The organism is Nostoc sp. JL23, assembly GCF_017115065.1.
GTDB classification, from domain to species: Bacteria; Cyanobacteriota; Cyanobacteriia; order Cyanobacteriales; family Nostocaceae; genus Nostoc; species Nostoc punctiforme_A.
Map to the genome: position 1 here is coordinate 1 of NZ_JABXKN010000036.1, position 26,517 is coordinate 26,517.

Sequence of the window (26,517 nt, forward strand, 5' to 3'; positions counted from 1 at the left end):
AATCCAGCTTATCGTTATGTGTAATTTTTCACAACTCATTTAGGATTGCTATATTACATCAAAAGATAGTTGAAATACGTGAGGAAGCAAATTTAAAGGTGGCAGTTTTAGAACAAGAAATAGAAAATGAGCAAAATACTAATGCTTATCTATTTAATCTACTGACAGAAACAGGAGATGCACTAGTTCAGGCAATCATAAAAACTTTGCAAATACTAGGATTTAAACAAATTAAAGATGCCGATAAGGAATTAGCCGCGCAAGGTATCGAGAAGCAAAACAGGGAAGATTTGCAGATTCATGACTATGAAACAACGCTACTACTTGAAGTGAAGGGAATCAAGGGCTTTCCTTGTGATGATGATGCTATAGCAGTGCAAAAGTACGTTGTACTGCGGATGAGAGAATGGGAAAGCGTTAAGATTCAGGGTCTAACCATAATTAACCACCAGAGACATATTCCACCTCTTGAACGGGATAATACTTTACCTTTTAGACAAGAAATTTTAGATATAGCAAAAGAACAACAAATTGGACTTCTAACGACATGGGATTTGCATCGACTAGCGAGAAGTTTTGTTCAAAATAAATGGAATCATAAACAAATAAAGGATTTGTTCTACCAAGTAGGACGAATAAATATTTTGCCAAGTCACTATGAGTTTATTGGCACAATAGAACGTTTTATAGAAAGTAAAGGAATTTTGGGTATTAAAATTGAAGCATCGTCCCTCAGACCTGGGGATAGGATAGCTTTTAAGCTTCCAGTTATCTTTGAAGAGCAAAAATGTGAGTCATTGGAGTTTGAAAAGAATCTTATTGAAGTTGCAGAAGTAGGAATGCTTGTTGGAACTAAAACTCATTTAACTAAAAAAGATGTTCGCATTGGTATTCACGTATATAAAGTTATCTACAACAAAATGGAAGAGTAATAAGTTCCATAACAGATGGAATGCACTCGCCAATTAACCACAGTTTATCGGCAAATTGATGATTATTTAAATACAAGCGCTCGCCATTTTCAAGAAATTCCCAGCCTATAATGACCCTAAACAGATCCAATAACAACCAAAAGGCAACAAAGAATCATGTTGGATTTGCTGATTCAAAACGGATTAATTTTTGATGGTTTAGGATCTGCACCTATTCGCGGCGATGTTGGGATTGAAAATGGACAGATTGTGGAAATTGCTCCATCTTTATCTGTTGAAGCGCGTGAAGTAGTTGATGCTTCTGGGTTATGGGTTACGCCAGGATTCATCGATATTCATACCCACTACGATTTAGAGTTAGAAATTGCACCAGGATTGAGCGAATCAGTGCGTCATGGTGTTACCAGCGTGGTTATTGGTAACTGTAGCTTGTCTGTTGCGATCGCCCAACCCCAAATCCTGGCTGATATTTTTCAGAGGGTAGAGACACTTTCCCATCGGCTGATTGCAAAATGGCTACAAAAGTCAGTGTCCTGGCAAACACCAGCAGAATATTTACAGCATTTGCAACAGTTACCCCTTGGCCCCAATGTTGCCCCAATGTTTGGACACAGCGCCTTACGCGCTTATGTGATGGGATTAGAACGCAGCTTAACTGTTCAGCCGACAAAATTTGAACTAAATCTTATGCAGCGCATAGCCAGAGATGCAATAGATGCTGGCTTTATTGGCATTTCTATTGATATGTTTCCCTGGCATCGGATGAGTGGAGAATGGCAAGGCTGTACAATTCCCTCTCAACACGCCAAATTTAAAGAATATGCAATGTTGGCGGATTTGTGTCGGCGGTGCGATCGCGTTTTTCAAGTCACACCCAACTTACAACGACTTACTTCCTTTGTGGAGATTCTGCGTATGGGTTCAGGAATTGCACAAAAACCACTGCGCCTAACAGTCCTCTCAGCCTTAGATGCCGTACACGATCGCAAACTATGGCGAATATTTTCCCCCCTACTTTTTATTTGGAATCGGCTTCTAAATGGAAATGTGCGCTTTCAAACCCTAACCGAACCCTTCACCATTTACTCTGATGGATCTGTGACTCCCTTATTTGAAGAATTCTCCACAGGCGCACAACTCAATGGCTGTCAGTCACGAGAGGAAAGGCAACAACTATGGGCATCGGAAACATTTCGTCGTCAATTTCGCCAAGAATGGCTCAATAAACGGCGTAAATCATTCCATCGTCAGTTAGATTTGATGGAAGTTATTCATTGTCCCGAAGTAAGTTGGCAAGGGTTAAGTTTTGCCCAAATTGCTCATCAAAACCAACAAGAACCAGTAGATTTATTTATCCACGCATTACAAAAATACGATACAGATTTACGTTGGGTAGCGACAGGAGCAAACGATCGCCTAAAACCCCGTTTAGCGATGATGCAGCATCCTCATATTTTGCCTGGTTTTACCGATGCTGGCGCTCACGTTCGTAACCTGGGCTACTATGATGGAGCTTTGTCTTTGCTCAAACAAGCAGTTGCAACGAAGTTCCTTTCACCGGAAGCTGCTATTTCCCGCGTTACCGGAGAACCTGCTGGTTGGTTTCGTCTGGATACGGGAGTTCTCAAAGTTGGTGCGAAAGCAGATATAGTTTTACTCGATCCCAATGCTTTAAATCAGCCAATTAGCCCGCAGGTGCAGATATCAGATCCGGTTTTAGATGGCGAACTTCGGATGGTTAAGCGTGGCTCGGATGATATTGTGCAAGGGGTTTATATTAATGGGGTTCAGGTTGTTTGTCGGGGTAAGGTGAGCGATCGCTTGGGGCGTGAAAAGTTGGGAACTGTTTTGTCTCCTTGTTGAATTATCTTATGCGGAGGCTTGAGAGGGGAGCATTAAATTGCTTTTACCCCACACCAGCAATCACCTGCCCAATATCTTGAGGAGTTGCACCTGTTGCTAACATTGCCCGAATCAACAATTCATGCATCGTCATCTTTAATAACAAATACAAGACCCATTTTTTTCTAATAGTATAGGTTGCATTGATTGCCTCATAAGGCTTCTAGCGATCGCCTTCTCGGAGAGTGACAGAAGAGGGCTATCTTGCCTCTGATATCAGCTATGCTATATTTACGCTAATTGATACCTGCTTAGACAATCAATTTCAGGGTAAATAGGTAGAAAAAACTTAGAAAGTTTGTTGATAACTTTAAAGAAATCCTGCAAGACTATAACTAATTCATGATTTTTTTATAAATATTGTTTATATATATAAACACATGAAAAATATTGCATATTGAAAAGCTTGATAATTCTAGTAATAAAGACTATATACCGAATGAAATTCCATAGATTTACTTACTAAGCTTAGATCGGAAAAATAATCCAAATAAATACTGAATCAAGAGCAAAAAAATTGTTATATTGGCTGCTATCTTTCATAAGTTGGATTGTCAAGTCTGTGTATATACATTCTTTTGGATTAATCTAATTAATAGTTAGAGCCAGAAAGAGTATGATTTTCTTGCTCAAGAGTTAACAAGTTAACCTTCGTATTTATTTATTTTGGAGAATAACCATGTCTATTAACAAAAATCAAAGCCTAACAATTGAAAATCAAGAAGAATTGTTTGAAGTCTTATCAGATGAATGCTGTGAACAATTAGCAGGAGGTAAAAGTTGGTGGAAGAAAGTTACAAAAACAGTTTCACATGCCACAATAAAAACTTTGAATAATGCAGGCGGCGCAGTGACTCAGGCTGGAGGCATGACAGCACTTGGACTCTACACAGCAGGTGAGCTAGCTTTAGAAGCAACTGGAATGGTGGGAGAGAACCAATTAGACGGAAATTAGACTAATAAAAATTAAACAACTTATTTACCTCATTTCTCAACTCTAGCCGAGAAATCCAATTACTCAAGCTCTGCCTCCTTCAAATAACTAAAGGCAGAGCTTTTTGCTTACTACACTTCAAGTGCAACTGGAAAATTTATAGCTTCTAAAACTCGTCTTGTTCTACTTAACTATGACTAATATTGATATCTCTTTCATTCCAAATTCTCATTCCTTCCCCAAGGGAGAAAAAGTAATACCTCACCCAGAAGAAATTAATCTTAACTCTCTAGCTGCTGCTACTCCAGAAGATTTTTTACCTCCTATCGGTAAATGGACAACTATTGGCGGTTTGGTACTTATAGCTACCTTTGTTGCAGGCGTTACCCTTGCAAGTATCCTCAAATATAAAACCACAGTTAAAGTAGCTGCTACCATTCGTCCAACTGGAGAACTCCGTCTAGTACAAGCTGCTACGGAAGGGATAATAAAAGATATTTTAGTAAAAGGAAATCAGCAAGTTAAACAAGGAGATATCATCGCTATACTTGATGGCTCTCGCCTACAAACGAAGAAAAGCCAACTTCTTGGCAATATTCAACAAACTACCGTTCAATCAACTCAAATAACTGCTCAAATTTCTGCTTTAGATAAACAGACTCAAGCAGAAAGCGAACTAACAAAGCGTGCCACATCTGCTGCTCAAGCTGAACTGCAACGCACTCAAACGGAATATCACAATAGTCAAATTAGCACCACTACGGAAGTAGAAGAATCAGTAGCTAACTTAAAATTAGTTCAAAATGATTTAGAAACAGCCAAAGCAGAATTAAAGTCGGCTCAAGCGAATTCACTTGCAACCCAAGCTTCATTCAAAGCAGCGATAGTCAAAAGCGATCGCTATAAACCGATAGTCAAATCTGGTGCGCTTTCTCAAGATGCATACGAAGAAGTAACTCTCGCAGTTCAACAACAAAAACAAACACTCTTGTCTCAATTAGCAATAGTAGAAGCTCACAAGCAAACTGTAGAAAAGCAACAAAGAGTTGTTGAAGCAGCCCAATCAAGGTTAAACAAAGCCAAAACTACCCTTAACTCCATAGCAGGAATTGCGATCGCTCGTGAAAGAATCGCTCAAGAAAAAGCTAGAGGGGGAGCAACTTTATCTAGACTTCAGCAAGAAAGAGAACAGCTTATTCAACGACAAACAGAATTAGAAAACCAATTAAACAGCTTCAAAAAAGAACTCAAACAAATAGAAATTGAACTTCAAAATATCATAATTCGTGCTTCTGCCTCTGGCACAATAGCACAACTCAATCTACGAAATATCTCTCAAGTCATTGCTTCTGGAGAGATGATTGCCCAAATTGCTCCTAGTGAAGCACCACTGGAAATCAAAGCCGATATTCCTTCTGAGGAAATCAGTAAAATTCGGCTGGGACAAAAAGTGTATATGCGCGTATCTGCTTGTCCCTATCCCGACTATGGCTCTTTACAAGGTACAGTGAGCAGCATTTCTCCAGATGCAATAGAACCTCAATCTAATTTGAATTCTTCTAACTCTTCTTTAGGGATGGGGGGAATTTCACAAACAGGTAGTTACAAGGTGAATATTAAACCAGAAAACTATATATTGAAGATTGCAGGAAAAGAATGTGCTATCCAATTAGGAATGGAAGGAAGCGCTGATATTATCTCTAAAGAGGAAACTGTATTGCAATTTATTTTGAGAAAAGCAAGATTAATATCCAATATATGATACGTATAAGGCAGGAGCTAGAAGGAGAAAAGATAAACAATAATCATTCATAACTCCTCTAAAATAAAAACTTTTGCTTGAGAATATTAGGGAGTTAAAAATTTCAAGTGCTGACCAGGTAGCTGACGTAATTCATTGGGAGTACCAGTCAGCTTCAACTCTCCTATTTCTAACAGAACAATGAAGTCAGCCCGCTCAATTACTCTAGGGCGGTGACTAATCATAATAGTTGTTTGACCCTGACGCTCTGCTAATAAATTATCTAAAACTTTAGTTTCTAATACTGGGTCTAAAGCGCCTGTAGATTCATCTAAGATTAATACTGGTGGATTAGTAACAATTGCCCTGGCTATTGCTAATCTCTGCTTCTGTCCTCCAGAAATATTTGCACCAAATTCTCCTAATATAGTTTGATATTTATCAGGTAAATTGCTAATAAATTCGTCTGCACCAGCTATCTGACAAGCTCTAACGATTTGTTCAAAATTAACTGAAGGATAGGCAAAATGGAAATTTTCAATAATTGAACGACTCCAAAAGTGCGGTTCTTGAGGAATTAATATTATTTGTTGACGGCGGCATTCTAAAGATATGTCTTGCTGATTATAAATTCCATAACGAATATTGCCAGATTGCAAGTCATATAATCCGGCTATTAACTTTACCAAAGTGCTTTTTCCACAACCTGATTGTCCGATTAAGGCTGTTACTTTTCCCCCAGGAATGGTGAGAGAGAAATCTTTTAATAAATCAACTCTACCTTGATGATGAAAGTTCAGATTAGTACAAACAACATCTGTATCAGCAGTAATTTCCGCCCAAGGTTTTTTACGATCTTTTTCATCCTCTGCTGTAGCATCTAGGACTTCTGTAAGGCGCTGAATTACTACTTGAGCAGTAATAAATTCATTAACTAAGCCTACCACCGAACTCAAAAAGCCTAATAAATTTCCACTCATGCCGTTAAAAGCAAGTAATTGACCTATACTTAGCGTGCGATTAATTACAAAGTAGCTGCCTAACCAAAGTAAACCAATATTTGTCAAACTATTGAGTAGAGTTGTAACGGTGGTGCTGTAAAACCCTAGCTTCATGGTACTCCACTTTAAATTAGCGAGGCGACCGTAATTAGCTTGATACTCTTCCCAAGCTTGAGGAGTACCTTGGGTAGTCTTAAGTATTTGGATGCCGCGAAAAGTTTCTACAAGAAAACCTTGAATTTCTGTATTTAAAACAATAGAAGCACGGGTTTTTTGTTGTAAAGCTGGTAAAAACAGCCAATTAATACCCATAACTATCATAAAGACAAATAAGGAAGCTAAAGAAAGCTGCCAACTATAAAAAATCATTATTCCTAAAGAGATGACAGCGATAAAAAATTGACTGGGTAAACCTAAAACAATTTGAGAAACTAAGTTATGAACCCTTTCTATATCATCAATGCGGCTGACAACTTCCCCACTGCGACGGGCTTCAAAATAAGATAAAGGTAAGCGGAGGAGTTTATACCCGTAATCTAAAATTAATCCCAACTCTAGCCTTTGAGCGTATTGTCCTACTAAGTGAGATTGAACAATACCTATAGCAGCTCGAAAAATATTTAAAGTAATAACCGCAATGGCTACGCTAGTTAATAGCTGCATATCTCCCCTCACCAAAACATCATCTGTGAGGAGCTGCATCATTAAAGGAGCAGCCAGAGAAAGAAGTCCAACGACAATATTGATTGCGATCGCTTCCACAAGTATTTTGCTATAGGGTAAAACTCTTTTGAGGAAACGTCCAAAACCGCCTATATTATCCGATCCCTGTTGATAAAAACGAGTTTCATCTGGAGTTAATAACAGCATGACACCATTCGCCCAACCCTCTAATAACTCTTGACGGTTGAGCTTGCGAATACCTACTGCTGGGTCGGCAATAAGATATTTCTTATCTTTTTGTGCGTACAATACAACCCAGTGATATCCTTTCCAGTGAATGATGGCAGGGAGAGAAATTCTATCCAAGCGTTCTATTAATTCAGGAGTTGCTCTCACTGGACGGGCATTAAAACCCAAGTTTTCTGCCCCTCGTCTTAAACTAAGGAGAGTAGTACCTTGCTTACCTGTACCTACTAATTCCCGCATTTTGTTGATGCCGAAAGTTCTACCATAGTGTTGTGCTATGGTTGCAAGGCAAGCAGCACCACAATCTTCTTCACTATGTTGTAAAACCGCTTTCATGACAGAAAAATACCCAATTTTTTACTTTATGTTTCCCAATTGGGTTCTGAAATTAACACAACGCTTCCCCTAATTACCACTGCTATACGCTACTCTCAATGCCTCTTTTCCCTCTCCCCCACACAATTATCATTTTCAATAAGATTATTTTGAGTATTTTAACTGATTGACAAAAGGCACTTTACCTTAACCTGTCACGGATGATAGAGCAGTCACAAATGCAAAATTCTTCATCAGAAAGTCAATCAAACTCAGAATCCTTCAAAAATAACCTTCGTGGAGCAAACGTGGGCAATTTTGCAAACCAAGTTTCCGGTAACGCACGACAGCAAGCAAATCAGCATATCCATTTATCCGAATCGAAGAAGACTCTTGAGTATCTCTTCAAGTGACTCTTGATCCCACTTTGGGATCAAATTATCATAAATGCTATGCGTATTTTATCCCGCAGCGCCCTGCGAAATTTCTGGGAATCTCATCCAGATGCTGAAGAAGCACTAAAAACTTGGTACTATGAAGCCTCTCACGCCGATTGGCAGAGTCCAGTTGATGTTAAGGCCGCTCATGGTAATGCCAGTATTATTGCTAACAACCGTGTCGTATTCAACATCAAAGGCAATAACTATCGGTTCATTGTCGCAATTCGTTATGATATCGGTATTGTTTTTATCCGGTTTATTGGCACTTATATCGAGTATGACAAGATAGATGCAGAAACTATCTAAATAGAGGTTGATGTATGGAATTACGTCCAATTAGAACCCAAGCTGACTATCAGGAAGCTCTTCGAGAAATTGAGTTGCTGTTTGATGCCGTCCCTAATACACCTGAATGCGATCGATTAGATGTGTTGAGTACCTTAGTAGAAGCTTACGAAAAGGCACATTTTCCCATTGAAAAACCCGATCCTATCGAAGCAATTCAATACTACATGGATACCCGTGGCTGGTCTCGTCGTGATTTGGAGTTATGTCTTGGCAGTCGAGCGAGGGTATCTGAGATACTATCTCGTAAACGCTCCTTGACCTTGGAGATGATTCGGAAGTTAAATCAAGAGTTAGGTATTCCGGCTGAGATTTTGATCCAGCCTTATGATTCAGTGCAAACCTCTGCTTAATAACGGTCAGAAAAAAGCGACGAAATATTAAACCGTGAAAAATTCCTCTATTTTTATGAATGTCAAACTTCAGACTGACAAAGACAAGCTACAGGAAAGCACTAGTATAAACATAAATAAAGAAACAGAAAAAGAGAAGGTTCTATGTTTTCATTGTCAGCGCACTACTACGAATGGTATTAAATGTAAAGGTATTTGTGTAGCTGATAATGACTATTAAAGTATATTTGAGTAAAATTTTTGATGCAGCGAGGCGAAAATTGCTAAGGTTTTGATATGAATTATAATCCTCGACAAAGTTTGAGAAATAGGATTAATAATCAAATTATAGATCATCCTTTTATAGACTATTGGGATATTTTTATTCTTAAACACCAGCATCCAATTAATATTACTCTACACATTTTGGGAATATTCTTTTTTTACAGTTTACTCTTTTATACTTGGAAGTTGCAAAACTTTTGGTTGCTCTTGGGCTTACCGTTAACTCAATTATTGGGATTAACCGGACATTTTTTATTTGAGCGTAGCCATATTGATTTACAAGATGCTGTATTTTCTTGGCGGGCTTCTTATTGTTTAGGTAAAATGTTATTTAGAGTTTTGGTAGGTAAATATCGAGATGATATTCGCCAACGGCAAGAAATATTAAATAATTATCTATCAAACAATTATGCAAATATTCAATAATTGGAATGTAATTGCTCAGGGTTGGTATATTGCCTGTCCTAGTCATGAAATCCCTAAAAAAACAGCAAAATCTGTAGAAGTATGCGGTCATAAAATTACCATTTTTAGAGGTGAAGATGGGCAAGTACGGGCTTTGGATGCTTACTGCCCTCATTTGGGAACAGATTTAGGAATTGGGAAAGTTGACGGTAATTGGATTCGTTGTGCATTTCATCATTGGGCATTTGATGAAACAGGGCTTTGTCAAAATATTCCCTGTCAATCAGAAATTCCTAGTCAAGCTAAATTACAAGCTTATGCAACAGAGGAAAAGTATGAATTTATCTGGATTTATCCAGATGCTAAAGCACCAGAGGGAGTGGCTGATTTTGATGAATTGAAGGGAAAAGAAATTGTTGCACAAGCTGATATTGCATTTGCAAGAAGTTGCCATCATCATATTTGTATGATGAATGGAATTGATGCCCAACATTTAAAAACAATTCATCATTTAGATATCAAAATGGATCTGTCGCTACATCGCAGCAAATTAGGGACGCAAATTGATTTTACAATGCGGGGACAATTCCCTGAAACTACTTGGAGAGAAAAGTTAGGTCAAAGATTTCTTGGTTCTACATATCAATATTCAATGCGTTATGCTCATGGTTGCATTGGCTTGTTAACAATGATGAAAGATGTTAGGCTTTTTCTGCCACTGTTTATGATATATGCTTATACTCCAATTGCACCAGGAAGAACGATAATTCAACCGATTTATGTAACTGAAAAACGTAAAGGTATTGTGGGATATTTGCTAAGTCAGTTTTTGCTATTCTGTACTCGCTTGGCTTACTATATGCTCAGGGATGAGGATGGCAAAATTTACGACAATATTCGCTTTAATCCGAAGTTGCTCCTTAGTATTGATCAGCCATTAGCTGAATATATGGAGTATGTAAATCAACTAAAACCGTCTCGATGGTCAAAAAATAGGGGTGTAGAATAGTAGGTTGGATTAGCGATCGCGTAACTTAACAAGAACTTTGGTAATCTTAGGTTTCTTAAGCTAACTACATCTTAATTCTTTGTAGAGTGGGCAATTTCTATCAAACCTTATTGAGAACGCGCAAGATGTGAATATGAGATTGTAGCATAGATAACCATTTTGCAATCTGTCACATTACACCGTAAATTTACCAAATTGGTCGATAAAGTTTTAAATAAATACATCTTACCAATCGATTTTAGGTAATTTCCGAGTAATGAAGAGTTTGCTGATTCCTGTTCAAAAGTTGCAGCCAAGCGATCGCATTGCCATGTATGCGTTGCTGCAAAATCATTTCCAAGGTATAACCTGGGATGGGTTTCAAATTGATCTAGAGCGCAAAAACTGGGTTTTGTTGTTGAGAGATGAAACATCCAACGTACTCAAAGGATTTTCAACTCTCATGTTATGCCAAACGACTTTTTTGGGAGAAAAAATTAGTGTGGTGTATTCCGGCGACACTATTGTTGATCCTAGTGCTTGGTCGAGTACAACACTACCACGTAGTTGGATTGCCGCCATCAGTTTTCTGCGTCAACACTATGCAGAAAATAAACTTTACTGGCTGCTAATTTGCTCTGGTTTTCGCACTTATCGTTTTCTCCCTACTTTTTGGCAAGATTTCTATCCGCGTTATGATGTTACAACACCTGCCGATGTAACAAATCTGATGGTGAGTTTAGCACGGGAATACTATGGTAGTTTATACCAAGAAGCGACTGGTATCGTCCATTTCCCGCATCCCCAAATTCTCTGTGAGGCGTTAATTGAAATCCCCACAGGAAGACAGACTAACCTCCATATCCAGTTTTTTGAAGAAATAAACCCCGGCTATCGATTAGGGGATGAATTAGTTTGTTTAACTGAAATTAATTATGACAATCTCACTCGTGCGGGAAAACGGATGTGGGAGTCAGAATCATCGTTACAATTTGTGCAAGATTGTGTCATAATTTAACTTTTATGGTATTTACAAACCCAAAATCTAACTTTAACAATCCGACACAATTTATAGAGGGATGGTACTCGGTATTAGCATCAAAAAAATTAAAAGTTGGCAAGGTAAAAGCTATAACTTTACTAGGTAGAAATCTGGCAATTTATCGGGGAGTTAGTGGTCAGGTAATAGCTATAGATGCTTATTGTCCACACATGGGCGCTCATTTAGCAGAAGGTAAGGTGGAAGGTGATGGAATTCGCTGCTTTTTTCATAATTGGAAGTATGACAGTCGCGGAATTTGTGTAGATGTTCCTTCTCTCGGAAAACCGCTACCTGTGTGTATTAAAACTTGGCACACGGCAGAAAAATACGGCATGATTTGGGTTTGGGTGGGAGAAGAAAAGCCAAGTTCGTTGCCTTTTGTACCAGAATTAGAACAGGCAGATTGTGATTATATATTGGGGACTCGATTTGTCAAAAACTGCCATCCCAATGTCTTACTAATTAATGCGATTGATGCTCACCACTTCAATACAGTACACAATTTGCCTTTAGAGATTGTATTTGATTCTCAAAACCTCAACCCCAATGCTATTACCTTCAGCAACACTACACGCGGAGGGGATGATTCGTGGTTAATTCGCCTGATTCGTCCTCTATATCGTAACGAAGTTACTTATAGTATGTGTTACTGGTATGGCAGCACTGGCACTGTGACGCTAGGCCCGGATTTTCTGCACTTATACATTGTATTTACACTGCGAATGATCGAAGGTGGTAAAACTGAAGGGCAAACAATTCTTGTGACTCCCAAACGTCCGGGATTTTTGGGATGGGTTTTAAATCGTAGTTTGTTATGGTTAACTCAGCAGGTTGGTAATTACTTCGCCAAAGGGGATACACAGGTATTTCAAACAATTCAGTTTGATTTAAAAACTCCTACGAAAGCAGATCAATCTATTCTGGAATTTATTCAGCACGTTAATCAACAAAAAGCCTTAAGCTGGGGAAAGTGGGAAACTGTTAATTATCCAAATATTCAAACTTTATCAACACCTAATACTAATTCGCTATGAAGATACAGTTAATTATTAAACGAACCGCCAAGTACGCCAAGTACGCCAAGAGAGAGAAGGAGTAATTATTAAGTGCAAACTTACGGAGAATTAGTATAAACCGGAATTCACATTCATTGGACAGGAGAAAAATGGATTTAAAATATAATATTGTCGGTTTTGATCTACCGTATACAGATAATGATGACCGTTTAGGACGAATATTAACAGCAGCATTACCTAATCAGAATAATTTTCTTAATTACCCACAATTAAATTATTGGAATGCTGAATTTTTCAATTTACATCAAGTCAAATTTTTTCAACAATCTAATCTTACTGAACAATCTGCTATTCTCGAACTTGCCAACCGCAGTCTGTTAGAAGAATCATATTTCATTGAGAAAGCAGGCGTTGGCTACATGGCAAAAATGGTACTGTTAGCCGAAACAGTTGAAGAACGAATGCTTTATGGATTGTTTACGGCTGATGAAGCTACCCACCTTCATCAAATTAGCCATTTTTTACCAGCAATGGAAATAACTGATACGGACGATCCGTTTTTAGACTTATTATCAGAAGTGGTTGAAAGTACAGATAAAACAGTTTTGTTGTTTGTGCTGCAAGTCGTTTTAGAAGGATGGGGTTTAAGCCATTATCGGCGTTTAGCGAAGGAATGCCGCTATCCAGTTTTAGCAGAACTCTTTTCTAGTTTTTTACAATCTGAATCCCGCCATCACGCCACGGGAACCACCTTGTTTAATCAAATTACTGTTTCAGCATTGAGTCAAACAACAATTCTCGATGTATTGGCACAGTTTTTGTTTATGGTACAGGTGGGGCCACAAAGCTTACTTGCAGCAATCGAACAAGTCAAAGGACATCTGACGCGATCGCAAAAAATCAAAATTTTAGAAGAACTAGATACAGAGACTCATAGCGGAACACGATTACAAATATTGCGATCGCTCATGGGGGGAACATCAGCCCAGTCTATCCTGCAAAATTTAGAAGAACGCGGAGCCTTTGAACCACTCCCCGCCCATCAATGTGTGTAATAAATATCAATCTTATCTCTGCGTTAAATAAAAACGGATATGGAAAAAACTATTCATCGCAAATTACAAATCAACCACACCCGCAACAAACAGCAAGATCATACTGCTTTAATGGATGAAGAAGTTAGCAATTTTCGCTATGAGGATTGCCAAAACGAGTATTGGAACCCAGAGGAATTTTCTCTGCTATATGCTACACCTTTATGGGAACAGTCTAGCCAACATCAGCGTATAATTTTGAACCAACTTTACTGGGTAGCTTACTACTCACAAATTGTTTCTGCTGAAATTGCAACTATCTTTTTCAATCAAACCAGTGCAGCCGGACTTTACGCCCAAGAAGATTTTCGCTTAATCTGCGATACCTTAGATTTGGAATCCTCCCAAGAGCGATCGCACATTAACGCCTTCCGCACAATCGCCAAACAGGTTGAACAAGCGTTGTTTGGGGAACTTATCTTTACCTACCCCATGCGTGGCCCCTTTACAGAAACGATGGTTTATGCTGACACCAATGCCCTGAAAACTTGGTGGAAAAAAATTCAACTTCAATACTTTGGGCTGATTTCTGCGAATAATACTTTTTTGGCTTGTCAGTATTTCACTGTCCGGGGAGTGCGGACACTAAACGGCAAGTTAGTACAGCACAAACTCAGCAATTATTATCAAAAACATCCCCATCCTGAAGCTGCTCCAATTCCTGCTAAAGTTTCCTATTATCACTTCATGGATGAAAGTTTTCACTTCAATAGTTCGACAATTATATCTCACGATGTTATCACTTGCCTTAAGCCACCGACTGCTTATGAGCGACTGGTTGCTAATTTAGGATTGCTGGGATGTCAGCGCGATCATTTTCATTTTTCGGCTGCGATTAACGGGATTTTTTGGTACGATCCGGCGTTGTATAGTAATATTTATCGGGTGTTGCGATCGCGCATTTTTGAGATGAGTGACAGGGATGCTAAAGAAATGATGCTGCGTTGTTTTACGGAGGAGTCGGAAGGATTACAACGCAGTTTTTCAACTCATCAGGAGGCGATGAAATCTTATCAAGTGTATGTTGAAAAGCTCGATTATCTTTGGCAACGTAATCGGGATATGTCACTGATGGCTACTAATTCAATTTCTCGATATTTGGCAACTCAAAACAGGGCTTTTCAAGGTTTTGAACATCAAGAAAATTTGATTTTATCTCATGCAGATACGCAGAAGCCCAGAAAGCAATGGAAGAGTGTTGTTTAGGTAAAATTATTGCGTATTATGGCTGACTTCTGTAAAATATCGTTTCCAGGAAGTGATTTTGTTCCTATAACTTTGGAATGTCATCAAAGTTTGTCTGAACATCTCACGATTCAAAATTCACCTGTTTTGTTTGGTTGTCGGACTGGTATTTGTGGCACTTGTTTGGTTGAGGTTATCGGTGATATCTCTCCTCTCCAACGTGATGAACAGGAAACGTTGGAAACTTTAGCAGCTAATCATCCTCATGCGCGGTTAGCGTGTCAAGTTGATGTTACAGGTAATGTTGAAATTCGTAGGATTTAGATGGTGATTTAAACACAACTAAAAGAGCAAGTATGGATTGGTTAGAGTACGTCACAGAAATTCGTAAAACTTGTAACGTGCCAGCATCAGCCCGAAACATTGCTATTGCTATATGGGTAGATGATCAAGTACGGAACAGTGTCAGCGTCCCATCTGTCCTATCCTGGAGATGGATAAATCAATAGTGTTGTGGGTGAGACTGTGTTTTTCAGCGTTGTGATACCAACTTATAATCGCCAACCGATTTTAGAAAAGTGCCTCCGCGCCTTGGAGTTGCAGGAGTTAAGTGAGCCAAGTTCAGTTACTGATTACGAGATTGTCTTGGTAGATGATGGTTCTACTGATGGCACATTGGAGTGGTTAGCAGCACACAAAGAAGAGTTTACCCATGTGCGCTGCTTTCAGCAAGATCATGCTGGCCCTGCTGCGGCTCGGAATGTGGGGGTAGAACAGGCGCAGGGAGACACAATTATCTTTATTGATAGTGATTTAGTAGTGCTGAAGAATTTCCTGCAAGCTCATGCTGACGCCCTAGTAGAGGGGAAAAAGAAATTGGGGAGCGATCGCTTTTTCACTTACGGTGCAGTTATTAATACTTGTAATTTCAACAATCCAACGGCTGAACCCTACAAAGTCACAGATTTTTCAGCAGCTTTTTTTGCCACGGGAAATGTAGCAATTTCCAAATATTGGTTAGATAAGGCGGGACTTTTTGATACTAGTTTTCAACTCTATGGCTGGGAAGATTTAGAACTAGGCGTGCGGCTGAAAAAACTAGGTTTGACACTAATTAAATGTCCAGAAGCCGTAGGATATCACTGGCATCCAGCATTTAACTTAGAGCAAATTCCCCGATTAATTGACCAAGAAATTCAACGCGGACGTATGGGAGTTTTGTTTTATCAGAAGCATCCCACATGGGAAGTGCGAATGATGATTCAAATGACTTGGCTGCATCGATTACTTTGGGGAATTTTGTCACTTAACGGCGCATTGAATGAACGAACAATGGCTCCGTTGTTGCAATGGCTAATTAACTTAGGTAAACCGCAATTAGCTTTAGAAATTGCCCGAATTTTCCTCAACTGGTACAACGTGAAGGGTGTTTATGAAGCCTATGCTCAAATGCAGCAAGTATTGTGATTTAAACACCTTTGGAAAGTACCATCATGTAATCAACCGTGTAAAGATGCAGGATGTCGGGTAATGGGGGAAAGCCGATATGGGGTTAAAAGCGCCTACAGTAGAGTATTCAGCCCCAAATCAGCCCAATCATTGTCACTGTGTTACGCTGTTTTACTTTTGCCCTTGCTGTATTTTTTATGTATCTTCTCAATTGCAAATTCATGCTCATGCTCATTTAAGCTTTGTTCTCGAATCTCAACCCAAGCAAGTAACATATTTGTCAAACTCGGCCACTCAATTTTCAGGATAAAATCACTATCGTAGAAGCTGATTACAGGTGAAGTAACTTGCTGTTCTTCACTACCAATTACAGCTAATATTAAATCCTCAAAACAATCAATCGGGAACCACCGTGGATCAATCTTGTCGCTGTGCATAGCTTGACGTACTAAACCTTTGTACATACTCATAGCTTTTTCTAACGAAAAAAAAGAATCATCAGTAATAAAGGGAAAGTTAAAGTAATTATCAAAGGAGTTCCAATCTTTTGATGTGTCAGCCAAACCAATAGGTAAACAACCATTACCTTTTTGATATAAATCAATTATTTCTAAAGGCAACTGGAATGGATAATCTCTTGTAATTTCTTGTATTTGCTCAAGAGTTAATTTCGGAGTAGAGTAATTAGATACTACTTTTTGCAATGTTTCAGGACTGAGAGACTTTCGCAGTTCCCGTACATCTTTTCCTACTGCATCATATCCATTATTCAGCATCCAATAAAACACTTTCATGTCAAGACTTGTTGGAGCATCGAAACTTGAATAGTAAGCTGCAATCCGCTCAATAGCTTCTATCATCGCCGACATATCAATTAATCTTCTTATCTCTAACGGCTTTTTAACTATAATTTCTCTATTAATCGTCTCAAAACTCAAAACCGCACCTTCACCTATAACTTTCAGTGGCTTAATTCCAAATCATGACCACTAACTTTTCAATCCACTCCCACTCAACGGCGTAGTTTTAGCCAATACTTCGCAATAGAGATGCACAGCACTGGTTCTCATAACTCTTGCTCTGGATCGTTTGCGGCGACTATAGTAAGAACCTCCAGGGGACTTCCAAGGAATAAATTACTTTTAAAAGCTAGGAATGCATAGTCAGTTTCTCTTTTAAACTAACTAAGATATGTTATGTCAAAATCGCTCCACCCATTAAGCGCTCATACCGATACTTTAATTCTTCTTTCATTAAATACCACCGCTCTAAAGTTGCATCCATTTCTATTATTTTCTCGGCTGCTTGGCGTGCTAAAAGTAAAACTTCCTCATCGTCAACCAAACTCGCTAAGGTAAAATCTGGCACTCCAGATTGACGAGTTCCCAGTACTTGCCCTGGTCCACGAAAACGCATATCCATCTCGGAAATAAAAAAACCATCCTGAGATTGCTCCAACACTTTTAATCGTTGTTGTGCATCAGGACTCCTAGAACTGCTCATCAACAAACAGTAAGATTGAGCCGCGCCACGACCAACACGCCCGCGCAGTTGGTGCAGTTGTGATAAGCCAAATCGCTCCGCATTTTCGATGAGCATTACCGTAGCGTTAGGTACGTCTACACCAACCTCGACAACAGTAGTAGAAACCAAAACCTGCGTTTGGTTATCACGGAATTTGGTAATAGATTCGTCCTTTTCGGCTGAACTCATGCGACCGTGCAGCAGCCCCACTTGAAAGTCTGGAAAAACACTTTCTTGTAGCTTTTGATGCTCGTCAACAGCCGATCGCAAATCTAATTTTTCTGATTCTTCCACCAAGGGCAAAACCACATAAACTTGTCTACCTTGGACAATTTCTCGGCGGATGAGGTCGTAAGCATGGTTGCGTTGCTGACCTGACAATACTGTTGTCTGAATCTTCTGCCGTCCCGGTGGTAACTCATCAATTTGGCTCACATCCAAATCCCCATGTATCGTCAGTGCTAAGGTTCGGGGAATCGGGGTAGCAGTCATAGTTAACACATGAGGTTGATTGCCTTTTTGCTGCAAACGCGCACGTTGTTCTACCCCAAAGCGATGCTGTTCATCTATGACTACTAACCCTAATTGCTGAAAGTTTACAGGGTCTTGAATCAAGGCATGAGTTCCCACTAACAGAGGTAATTCACCAGTTCCTAACTGAGAATGTATTTGTCTTCGTTTAGCAGCTTTAGTCGAACCTGTCAGTAATTCCACTGGTAAATGCAAGAGGTTAAACCAACCAACTAACTTGCGATAATGTTGTTCTGCCAAAACTTCTGTGGGAGCCATCAGGGCCGCTTGGTAGCCAGATTGAATTGCTGCGAGGATAGCTAACACTGCGACGACCGTTTTACCAGAACCGACATCACCTTGCACCAAACGATTCATTGGCACAGGTTTTTGTAAATCGTTGAGAATGTCGTTGAGAACTCGTTGCTGTGCGCCAGTGAGTTTAAAAGGCAGTATTTCGTGAAATTTCTCTACAAGTTGACCGCGTGGAACAAGAATGGCGCTGGTTTGAATCGCTCTTGCTTGCTGTTGACGTTGTAATAAACCGAGTTGTAAGTAGAAAAATTCGTCAAAAACTAGGCGACGACGGGCAACTTGTAGGGCGGCGCTATCACTGGGAAAATGGATATTAGCGATCGCATCTTTTAATTCCATCAAACCATACTTCTGTCGCAAACCACTTGGCAAAGGATCTTTCAGGTTAGCCGCAGCAGGCAAAGCAGCAATTACCGCCTGTCGCACTGTATTCGCCACCACGCCTTCAGTTAGTCCATAAATTGGTACTACCCGCCCAATATTTAGCGATTCAATCGTATCTCCTGGATTTGCCAAAACCTCTAGTTCTGGATTATCCAGTGTCAAGCCGTATTTACTTTCTTTCACCAATCCACAGGCCGCCAGAATGCTACCTACTGCATAACGGCGTTTTAAACTTTCTTGCCAAGCGCGACTGCTAAAGCGCGTACCTGCGTAAAAACGGCCAATTTTGATTTTACCGCTGTTATCTTTTAATACCAATTCTAAAATTGATAATTTCTGATTTTTAGGGCTAGAAAAGCAGTTGCAACGCTTCACTGTAGCCACTATTGTTACTGTCTCACCCGCCTGTAACTCGCGGATATTCACCTGACGCGCATAATCAATATGATCGCGAGGATAGTAGAAAAGCAAGTCACGGACGGTATGTAAACCAAGCCGTGCCAAATTATCAGCTTTTTTAAAACCTATTTCTGGTAAATCACTGAGTTTTTGCTCAATTTTTGGTGCAAGTCTCCGACTCACCTCAGAGATGATTTTAGATTTTGGATTTTGGATTTTGGATTGATAAGTTTTCCCTTGCTCCCCTGCTCCCCTGCTCCCCTGCTCCCCCTGCTCCCCCTGCTCCTCTTGCTGTAGTTGTGATAGATACCTACGAGTCTCTGCTACTAAATGCTGCCTTTCTTCCAGCGCTAGATGTGGATAACTAGCAAATTGCACCGCTAGTCCTTGCCAACGGCGGCGTTCAGTATGGGGTAAGCCTGTTGGGAATTTACCCAAAGTTAGGCTCAGAAATTCACTGAAACGGTATTCTCTGCCCATCAAGTCTGTAAAGCCACGTTCAGCTTCTATTGCCAAGGCTTTGTGCAATCGTATCCAATCTGGTTTTTCATTAGTCATTGGTCAGCAGAGTGAGGAGTTAGGAGTGAGGAGTGAGGAGTTAAGAGTTAGGAATAAATAACTCATAACTCATAATTCATAACTCATAACTTTATTCAAACCAACTAGCGCGCCATGCAGCTTCCGCTTCAGCGATCGCTTTTTCTTTATATCTCTTTTTATACTCTCTTCCTAGTTTGTTTAGCTGAACTAAAATACTGCGGATTCGCTTGCGATCTGAGGAAAGTGTCACATCAGCAAATTCAATTTCTCCTAGCCGCAGGTTAATAGCCATGATTTGAGTCAGTCCAGAATTTTCTGACTGTTGCTCATTTTCAATTTCAATTACTAAGTTTAATAAATTGGGTGGCCCTGGCATGACCTCAGCAGATGCTTCTGATGCTGCCGCAGCTGCGGCTAAAATCGGTTCTGGTAATTTTTTCGGTAATACTCCAGCTTTTTGTAATAAAAGATTAGCATCATGCGAAAGTTTTTTCAGTATCTCTTGCGCAACCTCTTCTAATTTCTGTTGCCATTTTGCCAGTTCTATAGGATCGGAGGTGTTGGCAGTGAGATACTGAGAATTAGAAGTGTTCAGAAATAGTGAAGATGAAGAGGGTGTTACTTCCTCATCCACCTCATCCACCTCATCCACTTCATCCACTTCATCAATCTCATCTTCCGCTGATTCTTCACTTGTAAGATAAATGAGCAATTGTTCAGCAGCCAGTTGACCCAACTTGCGGATGGCTTGTTGCAGTTGTTGGCGCTGATTCAATGACAAATGCAAAAAGTTTTCGGGATACCCTTGGGTACAGAGGTGGTAACTCGCGAGAATCAACTGTTTGCGTACAGCTAGCCCCAAGCTATTTAGATAACTAGCATAAGCGCTTTGTAATTCGGTTGCGATCGCTCGGATCGCTTCTTGGAGTGCTGCAATATCCTGCTCAATTCGCTCGATTGCTCTTGCCATGTTTTTTCACTCTTGCCCATCTGAACCATTACATAGTACAAATGTACAAATTTATTTTAGGATAACTTTCCAGAGAATTTTAGATTTTAAATTAAATGCGATATTTCACATCTTTTACTAAATAAAAGACAGGCCAAGCAAATAACCTGACCTGTTTTTTAAAGAGTCATTAGTGATTCGTCAATTGTCCTTGGTAAAGACTAATGATTAATGACCAATGACCAATGACTAATATTACTTAGTGCCCATTTGTGCAGCGACTTCATCAGCAAAGCTCATTTCTTGCTTTTCAATGCCTTCGCCCAGTATATAACGGACAAAGCGAGTCACTTGAATCTCTTCGCCTAATTGTGCCTTCACTTGCTTGATCAAGTCTTCCACGGAAATACTCTGATCGCGAATGTAAGGCTGATCGAGCAAAGTCAATTCTTTCAGGCGTTTTTCAATCCGTCCCTGAACAATCTTTTCTTTGATGTTTTCAGGCTTGTTCGCCAAATCATCCTTGCCCATTTCAATGTCTTTTTCCTTTTGGGCAATTTCGGCGGGGATTTGGTCTACGCTCACATACTCGACATTGGGACAAGCCGCAACTTGCATTGCAGTGTTCCGTGCCAAGGTTTGGAACTCTGGATTAGTAGCCACTGACTCAGTTTGGGAACCTAGTTCTACCAATACACCAACTCGACCGCCAGTGTGAATGTAGCTGTCTACTACGCCTTGTGTGCCTTCTGCTATTGCAAAATTAACAAAGCGGCGCACTTGAATATTTTCACCAAGGGTGGCAATGGTTTGCTTGATGGATTCTTCTACAGTCGCACTTTCATTTTCAATATAGGGTTGAGCCAACAAAGACTCAACACTATCAGCTGTCGCTGCTTGCTTTGCTAGATTCTTAACTAAAGCTTTAAAAGCATCGTTACGAGCAACAAAGTCGGTTTGGCAGTTGACTTCTATGAGTACACCCACTCGACCTTCGGGCTGAATGTAAGTGTCTACTAGACCTTCTGCCGCAATGCGATCGCTTTTTGCTCCCGCCTTAGAAATGCCTTTTTTGCGTAGCCAGTCTGCGGCTTCTTCTACGTTGCCTTCAGTCTCTATCAGCGCCTTTTTGCAGTCCATCATGCCGGCACCAGTTTTTTGGCGTAGCTCTTGGACGAGTTTTGCAGATATTTCCGCCATTTTGCCTCAATTCCTAACTTGACCTCGAGTTGTAATCACTCACCTAATTTAGTACTGAGTACTGAGTTTTGAGTACTGAGTTTTGTTAGCGTTAGCGGGGCGTATAGCCCGTACTGAGTTTTGAGTGTTCAGTTATCAATTTTATTCTTCATTGACAAATCACAACTTACAACTTCAAAAATCAAGACTCAGCACTATTCAATTTGCTGAGTCTTTCTATCTTACTCAGGACTTAGCACTCTTGACTCAGCACTATTCTTCTGTTTCCTCCTCGGGAATTACGGCATCAGTATATTCGGTTTCTTCGTAGTCATCGTCATACTCACTACCGTCGTAATCTTCGTAATCATCTTCAGCATCTAGCTGACCGTGACGACCTTCATAAATGGCATCTGCCAATTTTCCCACTATCAGCTTAATTGATCTGATAGCATCGTCGTTTGCTGGGATGGGGATATCTACTACATCGGGGTCACAGTTTGTATCCAACATGGACACAATGGGAATATTCAGCTTTTGGCATTCTTGAACTGCGTTATATTCCCGGCGTTGGTCTACGATCACCACGATATCGGGTACTTTCCGCATTGTTTTAATGCCACCCAAGTATTTCTGAAGCTTCGTCATTTCCCGACGTAGCATTGATGCTTCTTTTTTCGGCAATAAATCTAGTGCGCCAGTTTCTTCACGGCGTTCTAAATCTTTCAGACGGTCAACCCGTGTTTTGATGGTTGCCCAGTTGGTCAACATTCCGCCCAACCAGCGTTGGTTAATGTAGTGGGAACCACAACGGCTGGCTTCTTGGGCAATAATTCCAGCTGCTTGGCGCTTGGTGCCGACGAAAAGAAATTTCTTCCCTTGTTCTGCGTGCGATCGCATGTAGTTGTAAGCATTATCCATCAACTGGGCAGTTTGCACCAAGTCGATAATATGCACGCCATTGCGGGAAGTATAAATGTAAGGAGACATTTTTGGGTTCCAACGCCGGGTCTGATGCCCAAAGTGAACCCCTGACTCCATCATTTGAGCCAATGAAACTACTGGCATATAATTTTCAACTCCGATTCGGGTTAAACCTCCATCCAAGTGTATTTCCATTGGGAAACACCCGAATTCTTAGATGTGCGAGATTAGTTAACCATACTAGGTTAACACAGATTGCTAACCCAATAGGGAGAGTTGTAGATTGATTATGTAGATTGAGGGCGAGAAAATAGGGCTGCCCACTCAACAATCGGGCAACGCTATGCTTTTAGTGATGAAAATGTTGCTATTTTAACATCTCATCTACTCGCGGTCTTCTCGATCTTGGGATTTAGGTTTTTGTCGCCGTTGTTCGATCTGATCGTCGATAGTTTCTCTCATTTTGCGATCGGCAGCGTCCATCGCAGAATACTTAAAGCGGTTAATTATGCCACTGAACAAGTTGCCAAAGAATCTTTCAATTTCTTGCATAATTTTATACCTCACTATTTAAAGGTAAATTCTTAACTCGACATTGATCTTGGACTTTCTAGTAGAAGTAGGAAATAAAACGCTAACCTATCCTTGAAGTATCTGTTAATCTCTTAGCGTCTCTGGGTGCTTAAAGAGTTGGCGGTTTATTTATCCTTTGATTCAGTTTTGCTTGGAAATTACTGTATAAAACAGTCTTCTCAATTAAATTAGTATTGTTGAGACTTACTAGATTGAAACGCCCTAGAGATTCATCTATTGTATTCTGTCTCAGGTAATAAATGTAGCAAAAACACAGGTAACAAATTGTCTACTTGTTTATAACACCTACCATGTCTACGATGGGCGTAGCTATAGCAACTCCTGGTGTGTGTTACTCAATAGTATCGGGGTCTACATTGAGCGATCGCAATCTTGCCTTTAACTGTTCTATCTGCAATTCTGCCTGTTCTGCTCGTTGGCGTTCTTGTTCTGCTCGTTGTCGTTCCTGTTCTGCTCGTTGGCGTTCTTGTTCTACCAGTTCTTCTGCCTGCTGTCTTGCTAAAACTTCCTGCCTTAAAGCCTGTGCCAGTTCACCAGGGATCAGTAATTTTTCCCCTGTATCCTCTTGATAAAACCCAATTAGCCTTTCCTCAACCACCAACCGCAGTTGTAACGGTTCACTACGTCCATCCTCTATAGGTTCGTAGATTTCTCCCCGCAGACGATAGCCACGTAACTGTTGTTCCACCCACTCGCTTTTCGGGTCAAATAGCCAGTATTCCTTGACACCTAGCTGCTCATAGAGGGTCTTTTTGAAGATTTCGTCTTGTCCCTTTGTCCCAAAGGATGTCATTTCAAAAATAACTGTGGGTACTTGACCCTCTTCCCAAACTTTATAGTTGTCCCGACCGCCAGGTGCAACATCAAAAATCACCATTACATCTGGGGCTACCCGCAATTTGGGAAAACCTTGTGCATAGTAAAGAAATTGATTTCCCAATACTGTTGCCTGACGATTTGCCAAATACTGTTTCAGGACTTCTAAGGTAGTTAGTAAGGCATAAAGGTGGTCGTAGGTTTCTGCCACTGGTTGACCATCAGCACTGGGGTAGAATATTTCTGATTCGACACTAACAGGTAAAGTAGCCGTCATGGTTGTAAAATCAGTGCTACGAGATTATTGTAGAACAACTCTAGTTCTTCCTAACTTGAGATGTGCAAGCTTTTCAAAATATAACTAGATAACTCACAAAATCCTTCCCCTTCGGCAGCAGTGGTAATGTAAGCAGGCTGATATTTTAACTGATTCACATATTCTAGGACATTTGCCACGCCTACAGAAACAGGAAAATAGCGCCGATTAAATAAACTTTCATCATTGGGGCTATCGCCAACAGTGACAATTTGTTCTGATGAATACTGGGGTAAATATTCGCGCAATACTTGCAACAATCCCACGGCTTTATCTTGCCCTTGGGGTTTAATGTGACACTGCACGTTGCTATAGGTAAATCCCCAACCCATTTGTTGACAGAGATTATCTAGGGTTTGTAGTTCGTCTTGACGCAAACCAGCTACATCAAAAGTCCAGTCGGTGACGCGAAAGCGATTATCAGCAGATTCTTGGATTTGGGGAAATTTAGTTTGTAAGTTCTCAAAAGTCGTAGCCAAGTGCTGGCGATGTTGAACCAAATCAGGAATGGGTGTTAAGACTACTGGTTTCTGATTTCCAGGTGGAAAGTACAAACCACCATTTTCTGCGATCGCACCTGCTACTGGCATCAAACTACTCAATCCACTTACCCACCCAGCAGAACGTCCGGTGACAATTAGCACTTTAATGCCAGCTGCGGCTAAATCCTCTAAAGCTTGTAGTAGTGCTGGAGTAAATTTTCCTCGTCTAGTCAGGGTGCCATCCATATCTGTGGCTATCAGACGAATATTGCTCAAGCTTGTAGATGAAACCTCAGATAGGGGAGCGAGGCTCAAATATCTGGACATATACGATTTGTAAAAGGCTGTAAAAAATATTAATCATACAGCAAGATGACCTTGAAAATTTGGGCATCCTAAACATCAGGAGTCAAGTTTTTCAGTTTCCCACCATGTCCACTTCAATGTTTCTTGCCCAATCCTCCGGGAAAAAGACTACTAAAAAGGCATCCCAGGAAGTGCCAGCAAGTAATCCTCAAATACCACCATTACTGTTGGTAACTTCTGGAGGACTGGCTTTAGTGGTGATTGCTTTGATTGTGTATATTAAACTCCAGAAAGATAAGCTGGAGAAAAAACTTAAGTTTGAACAATTCCGCGCCCGAGAACTAGAGAAAAAGTTTAAGCTGGCGCTGGAAACAATTCGCAAAATGGAAACTAATCCCGATTTGGTGAACTCACGGGATTTTAACCTGGATTATCTGCGAATGCGGATGTCAGAGGAGGTGTTTCATTTTGCAATTCTTAATCAAATAAAGATTCAGATCAAAGAAAAAATTTCTCAAGCCCTGCGTCCAAATCAAGCACAACTTGGATCGGTTGGAATTGCTAATAGTGCTGGACGGCAAGTAGATGAAATTTTTGATGTCGAGTATGAGACTGGTAGTCCAGGAAATGCTGCTAAACGGGTGCTGTTTCGGATTCAAATCCGGTTAATGAAATTACCGACGCAAGCAACTTCTGCGACTATTAGTCAAATTATTGATTGTATAGAAACTTACCTAAGCCCGATAGAAGACGAAGATAGTTGGCAACCAATAATTCAAGGTCGGATTGCTACCATGCATTGGGATCAAAAGGCTAAACCTACGCCTCTACTAGTAATGGAACAATCAAATGAAGGGGTGAATGTAACTTTCCGTACTAGTCGCCAACCAAATACTCCAACTCCACCAAAGTCATCTGGAATTAAAAAATCAGGTTCGGCTAGACAATAAATTATGGCTGTCAT

Annotated in this window: 24 protein-coding genes; 15 read left to right on the forward strand and 9 right to left on the reverse strand. The window is 40.2% G+C overall.

The window, feature by feature from the left end; genetic code table 11:
• From HWQ42_RS06395 to HWQ42_RS06410, 4 genes are all read left to right on the forward strand, one after another.
• Positions 1-932, forward strand: a 932-nt coding sequence (locus tag HWQ42_RS06395) for a hypothetical protein (RefSeq protein ID WP_292810314.1), incomplete at its 5' end; no start/stop codon positions are given.
• Between the two features lie 156 nt (positions 933-1,088).
• Positions 1,089-2,795 (forward strand): amidohydrolase family protein, encoded by a 1,707-nt coding sequence (locus tag HWQ42_RS06400; RefSeq protein ID WP_292810316.1) that lies wholly within the window; start codon positions 1,089-1,091, stop codon positions 2,793-2,795.
• Between the two features lie 718 nt (positions 2,796-3,513).
• Positions 3,514-3,789 carry a hypothetical protein gene (locus tag HWQ42_RS06405; RefSeq protein WP_292731765.1) on the forward strand — a complete coding sequence of 92 codons (276 nt, stop codon included), beginning with the start codon at positions 3,514-3,516 and terminating at the stop codon, positions 3,787-3,789.
• A gap of 172 nt (positions 3,790-3,961) precedes the next feature.
• Complete coding sequence (locus HWQ42_RS06410) at positions 3,962-5,530, forward strand: HlyD family efflux transporter periplasmic adaptor subunit (protein WP_292810318.1); 1,569 nt, start codon at positions 3,962-3,964, stop codon at positions 5,528-5,530.
• A gap of 86 nt (positions 5,531-5,616) precedes the next feature.
• Here the strand turns inward: HWQ42_RS06410 and HWQ42_RS06415 are convergent, their stop codons facing one another.
• Positions 5,617-7,755 (reverse strand): peptidase domain-containing ABC transporter, encoded by a 2,139-nt coding sequence (locus HWQ42_RS06415; protein WP_292810320.1) that lies wholly within the window; start codon positions 7,753-7,755, stop codon positions 5,617-5,619.
• A 431-nt stretch (positions 7,756-8,186) separates the two neighbouring features.
• On the opposite strand from HWQ42_RS06415, the gene HWQ42_RS06420 reads away from it, so the two are divergent.
• From HWQ42_RS06420 to HWQ42_RS06465, 10 genes are all read left to right on the forward strand, one after another.
• On the forward strand, positions 8,187-8,480 hold the full coding sequence (locus HWQ42_RS06420; protein ID WP_292810322.1) for a type II toxin-antitoxin system HigB family toxin: 294 nt from the start codon (positions 8,187-8,189) through the stop codon (positions 8,478-8,480).
• A gap of 14 nt (positions 8,481-8,494) precedes the next feature.
• Complete coding sequence (locus HWQ42_RS06425) at positions 8,495-8,872, forward strand: helix-turn-helix domain-containing protein (RefSeq protein WP_190894980.1); 378 nt, start codon at positions 8,495-8,497, stop codon at positions 8,870-8,872.
• 276 nt (positions 8,873-9,148) lie between these two features.
• Complete coding sequence (locus tag HWQ42_RS06430; protein ID WP_292810326.1) at positions 9,149-9,562, forward strand: Mpo1-like protein; 414 nt, start codon at positions 9,149-9,151, stop codon at positions 9,560-9,562.
• Complete coding sequence (locus HWQ42_RS06435; RefSeq protein ID WP_292810327.1) at positions 9,546-10,550, forward strand: aromatic ring-hydroxylating dioxygenase subunit alpha; 1,005 nt, start codon at positions 9,546-9,548, stop codon at positions 10,548-10,550. Before HWQ42_RS06430 ends, HWQ42_RS06435 begins: the two co-directional genes overlap by 17 nt.
• Before the next feature lie 256 nt (positions 10,551-10,806).
• Complete coding sequence (locus HWQ42_RS06440; protein ID WP_292810329.1) at positions 10,807-11,547, forward strand: hypothetical protein; 741 nt, start codon at positions 10,807-10,809, stop codon at positions 11,545-11,547.
• A gap of 5 nt (positions 11,548-11,552) precedes the next feature.
• Entirely contained in the window at positions 11,553-12,605 is a 1,053-nt protein-coding gene (locus HWQ42_RS06445; RefSeq protein WP_292810330.1) for an aromatic ring-hydroxylating dioxygenase subunit alpha, read from the forward strand.
• A gap of 131 nt (positions 12,606-12,736) precedes the next feature.
• On the forward strand, positions 12,737-13,642 hold the full coding sequence (locus tag HWQ42_RS06450; protein WP_292810332.1) for a ferritin-like domain-containing protein: 906 nt from the start codon (positions 12,737-12,739) through the stop codon (positions 13,640-13,642).
• 39 nt (positions 13,643-13,681) lie between these two features.
• On the forward strand, positions 13,682-14,887 hold the full coding sequence (locus HWQ42_RS06455; protein ID WP_292810334.1) for a P-aminobenzoate N-oxygenase AurF: 1,206 nt from the start codon (positions 13,682-13,684) through the stop codon (positions 14,885-14,887).
• An 18-nt stretch (positions 14,888-14,905) separates the two neighbouring features.
• Positions 14,906-15,190: a 2Fe-2S iron-sulfur cluster-binding protein gene (locus HWQ42_RS06460; RefSeq protein WP_292810336.1), complete on the forward strand. Its 285-nt coding sequence runs from the start codon at positions 14,906-14,908 to the stop codon at positions 15,188-15,190.
• Positions 15,191-15,379: 189 nt separating this feature from the next.
• Positions 15,380-16,333 (forward strand): glycosyltransferase, encoded by a 954-nt coding sequence (locus HWQ42_RS06465; RefSeq protein WP_292810338.1) that lies wholly within the window; start codon positions 15,380-15,382, stop codon positions 16,331-16,333.
• 143 nt (positions 16,334-16,476) lie between these two features.
• Here HWQ42_RS06465 and HWQ42_RS06470 read toward each other — a convergent pair whose 3' ends face one another.
• The 8 genes from HWQ42_RS06470 to HWQ42_RS06505 form a co-directional block, all read right to left on the reverse strand.
• Positions 16,477-17,253 carry an SMI1/KNR4 family protein gene (locus HWQ42_RS06470; protein WP_292810341.1) on the reverse strand — a complete coding sequence of 259 codons (777 nt, stop codon included), beginning with the start codon at positions 17,251-17,253 and terminating at the stop codon, positions 16,477-16,479.
• 256 nt (positions 17,254-17,509) lie between these two features.
• The gene (gene recG / locus HWQ42_RS06475; protein ID WP_292810343.1) at positions 17,510-20,005 is read right to left on the reverse strand and encodes an ATP-dependent DNA helicase RecG; all 2,496 of its coding nucleotides are present in this window, start codon (positions 20,003-20,005) and stop codon (positions 17,510-17,512) included.
• A gap of 91 nt (positions 20,006-20,096) precedes the next feature.
• Positions 20,097-20,957 carry a hypothetical protein gene (locus tag HWQ42_RS06480; RefSeq protein ID WP_292810345.1) on the reverse strand — a complete coding sequence of 287 codons (861 nt, stop codon included), beginning with the start codon at positions 20,955-20,957 and terminating at the stop codon, positions 20,097-20,099.
• A 234-nt stretch (positions 20,958-21,191) separates the two neighbouring features.
• Positions 21,192-22,136, reverse strand: coding sequence for a translation elongation factor Ts (gene tsf, locus HWQ42_RS06485; RefSeq protein WP_292810347.1), 945 nt, complete (start codon positions 22,134-22,136; stop codon positions 21,192-21,194).
• A gap of 252 nt (positions 22,137-22,388) precedes the next feature.
• Positions 22,389-23,183, reverse strand: a complete 795-nt coding sequence (gene rpsB, locus HWQ42_RS06490; RefSeq protein ID WP_163934263.1) for a 30S ribosomal protein S2 — start codon at positions 23,181-23,183, stop codon at positions 22,389-22,391.
• Between the two features lie 240 nt (positions 23,184-23,423).
• On the reverse strand, positions 23,424-23,591 hold the full coding sequence (locus HWQ42_RS06495) for a hypothetical protein (RefSeq protein ID WP_292731808.1): 168 nt from the start codon (positions 23,589-23,591) through the stop codon (positions 23,424-23,426).
• Between the two features lie 373 nt (positions 23,592-23,964).
• Complete coding sequence (locus tag HWQ42_RS06500) at positions 23,965-24,726, reverse strand: Uma2 family endonuclease (protein ID WP_292810349.1); 762 nt, start codon at positions 24,724-24,726, stop codon at positions 23,965-23,967.
• A 50-nt stretch (positions 24,727-24,776) separates the two neighbouring features.
• A complete protein-coding gene (locus tag HWQ42_RS06505) occupies positions 24,777-25,574 on the reverse strand; it encodes an HAD family hydrolase (protein ID WP_292810351.1) in 798 nt (265 codons plus the stop codon).
• A 104-nt stretch (positions 25,575-25,678) separates the two neighbouring features.
• Between HWQ42_RS06505 and HWQ42_RS06510 the strand changes: the two genes are divergently transcribed.
• On the forward strand, positions 25,679-26,503 hold the full coding sequence (locus HWQ42_RS06510; protein WP_292731812.1) for a hypothetical protein: 825 nt from the start codon (positions 25,679-25,681) through the stop codon (positions 26,501-26,503).
• Positions 26,504-26,517 lie beyond the last annotated feature (14 nt).

Coding starts and splice junctions, on each gene's coding strand:
- tsf (WP_292810347.1), bottom strand. CDS start 22,136: ATGGCGGAAATATCTGCAAAACTCGTCCAAGAGCTACGCCAAAAAACT.
- rpsB (WP_163934263.1), bottom strand. CDS start 23,183: ATGCCAGTAGTTTCATTGGCTCAAATGATGGAGTCAGGGGTTCACTTT.
- HWQ42_RS06430 (WP_292810326.1), top strand. CDS start 9,149: ATGAATTATAATCCTCGACAAAGTTTGAGAAATAGGATTAATAATCAA.
- HWQ42_RS06450 (WP_292810332.1), top strand. CDS start 12,737: ATGGATTTAAAATATAATATTGTCGGTTTTGATCTACCGTATACAGAT.
- HWQ42_RS06500 (WP_292810349.1), bottom strand. CDS start 24,726: ATGACGGCTACTTTACCTGTTAGTGTCGAATCAGAAATATTCTACCCC.
- HWQ42_RS06410 (WP_292810318.1), top strand. CDS start 3,962: ATGACTAATATTGATATCTCTTTCATTCCAAATTCTCATTCCTTCCCC.
- HWQ42_RS06510 (WP_292731812.1), top strand. CDS start 25,679: ATGTCCACTTCAATGTTTCTTGCCCAATCCTCCGGGAAAAAGACTACT.
- recG (WP_292810343.1), bottom strand. CDS start 20,005: ATGACTAATGAAAAACCAGATTGGATACGATTGCACAAAGCCTTGGCA.
- HWQ42_RS06440 (WP_292810329.1), top strand. CDS start 10,807: ATGAAGAGTTTGCTGATTCCTGTTCAAAAGTTGCAGCCAAGCGATCGC.
- HWQ42_RS06405 (WP_292731765.1), top strand. CDS start 3,514: ATGTCTATTAACAAAAATCAAAGCCTAACAATTGAAAATCAAGAAGAA.
- HWQ42_RS06400 (WP_292810316.1), top strand. CDS start 1,089: ATGTTGGATTTGCTGATTCAAAACGGATTAATTTTTGATGGTTTAGGA.
- HWQ42_RS06425 (WP_190894980.1), top strand. CDS start 8,495: ATGGAATTACGTCCAATTAGAACCCAAGCTGACTATCAGGAAGCTCTT.
- HWQ42_RS06460 (WP_292810336.1), top strand. CDS start 14,906: ATGGCTGACTTCTGTAAAATATCGTTTCCAGGAAGTGATTTTGTTCCT.
- HWQ42_RS06435 (WP_292810327.1), top strand. CDS start 9,546: ATGCAAATATTCAATAATTGGAATGTAATTGCTCAGGGTTGGTATATT.
- HWQ42_RS06455 (WP_292810334.1), top strand. CDS start 13,682: ATGGAAAAAACTATTCATCGCAAATTACAAATCAACCACACCCGCAAC.
- HWQ42_RS06415 (WP_292810320.1), bottom strand. CDS start 7,755: ATGAAAGCGGTTTTACAACATAGTGAAGAAGATTGTGGTGCTGCTTGC.
- HWQ42_RS06495 (WP_292731808.1), bottom strand. CDS start 23,591: ATGCAAGAAATTGAAAGATTCTTTGGCAACTTGTTCAGTGGCATAATT.
- HWQ42_RS06445 (WP_292810330.1), top strand. CDS start 11,553: ATGGTATTTACAAACCCAAAATCTAACTTTAACAATCCGACACAATTT.
- HWQ42_RS06480 (WP_292810345.1), bottom strand. CDS start 20,957: ATGGCAAGAGCAATCGAGCGAATTGAGCAGGATATTGCAGCACTCCAA.
- HWQ42_RS06420 (WP_292810322.1), top strand. CDS start 8,187: ATGCGTATTTTATCCCGCAGCGCCCTGCGAAATTTCTGGGAATCTCAT.
- HWQ42_RS06505 (WP_292810351.1), bottom strand. CDS start 25,574: ATGTCCAGATATTTGAGCCTCGCTCCCCTATCTGAGGTTTCATCTACA.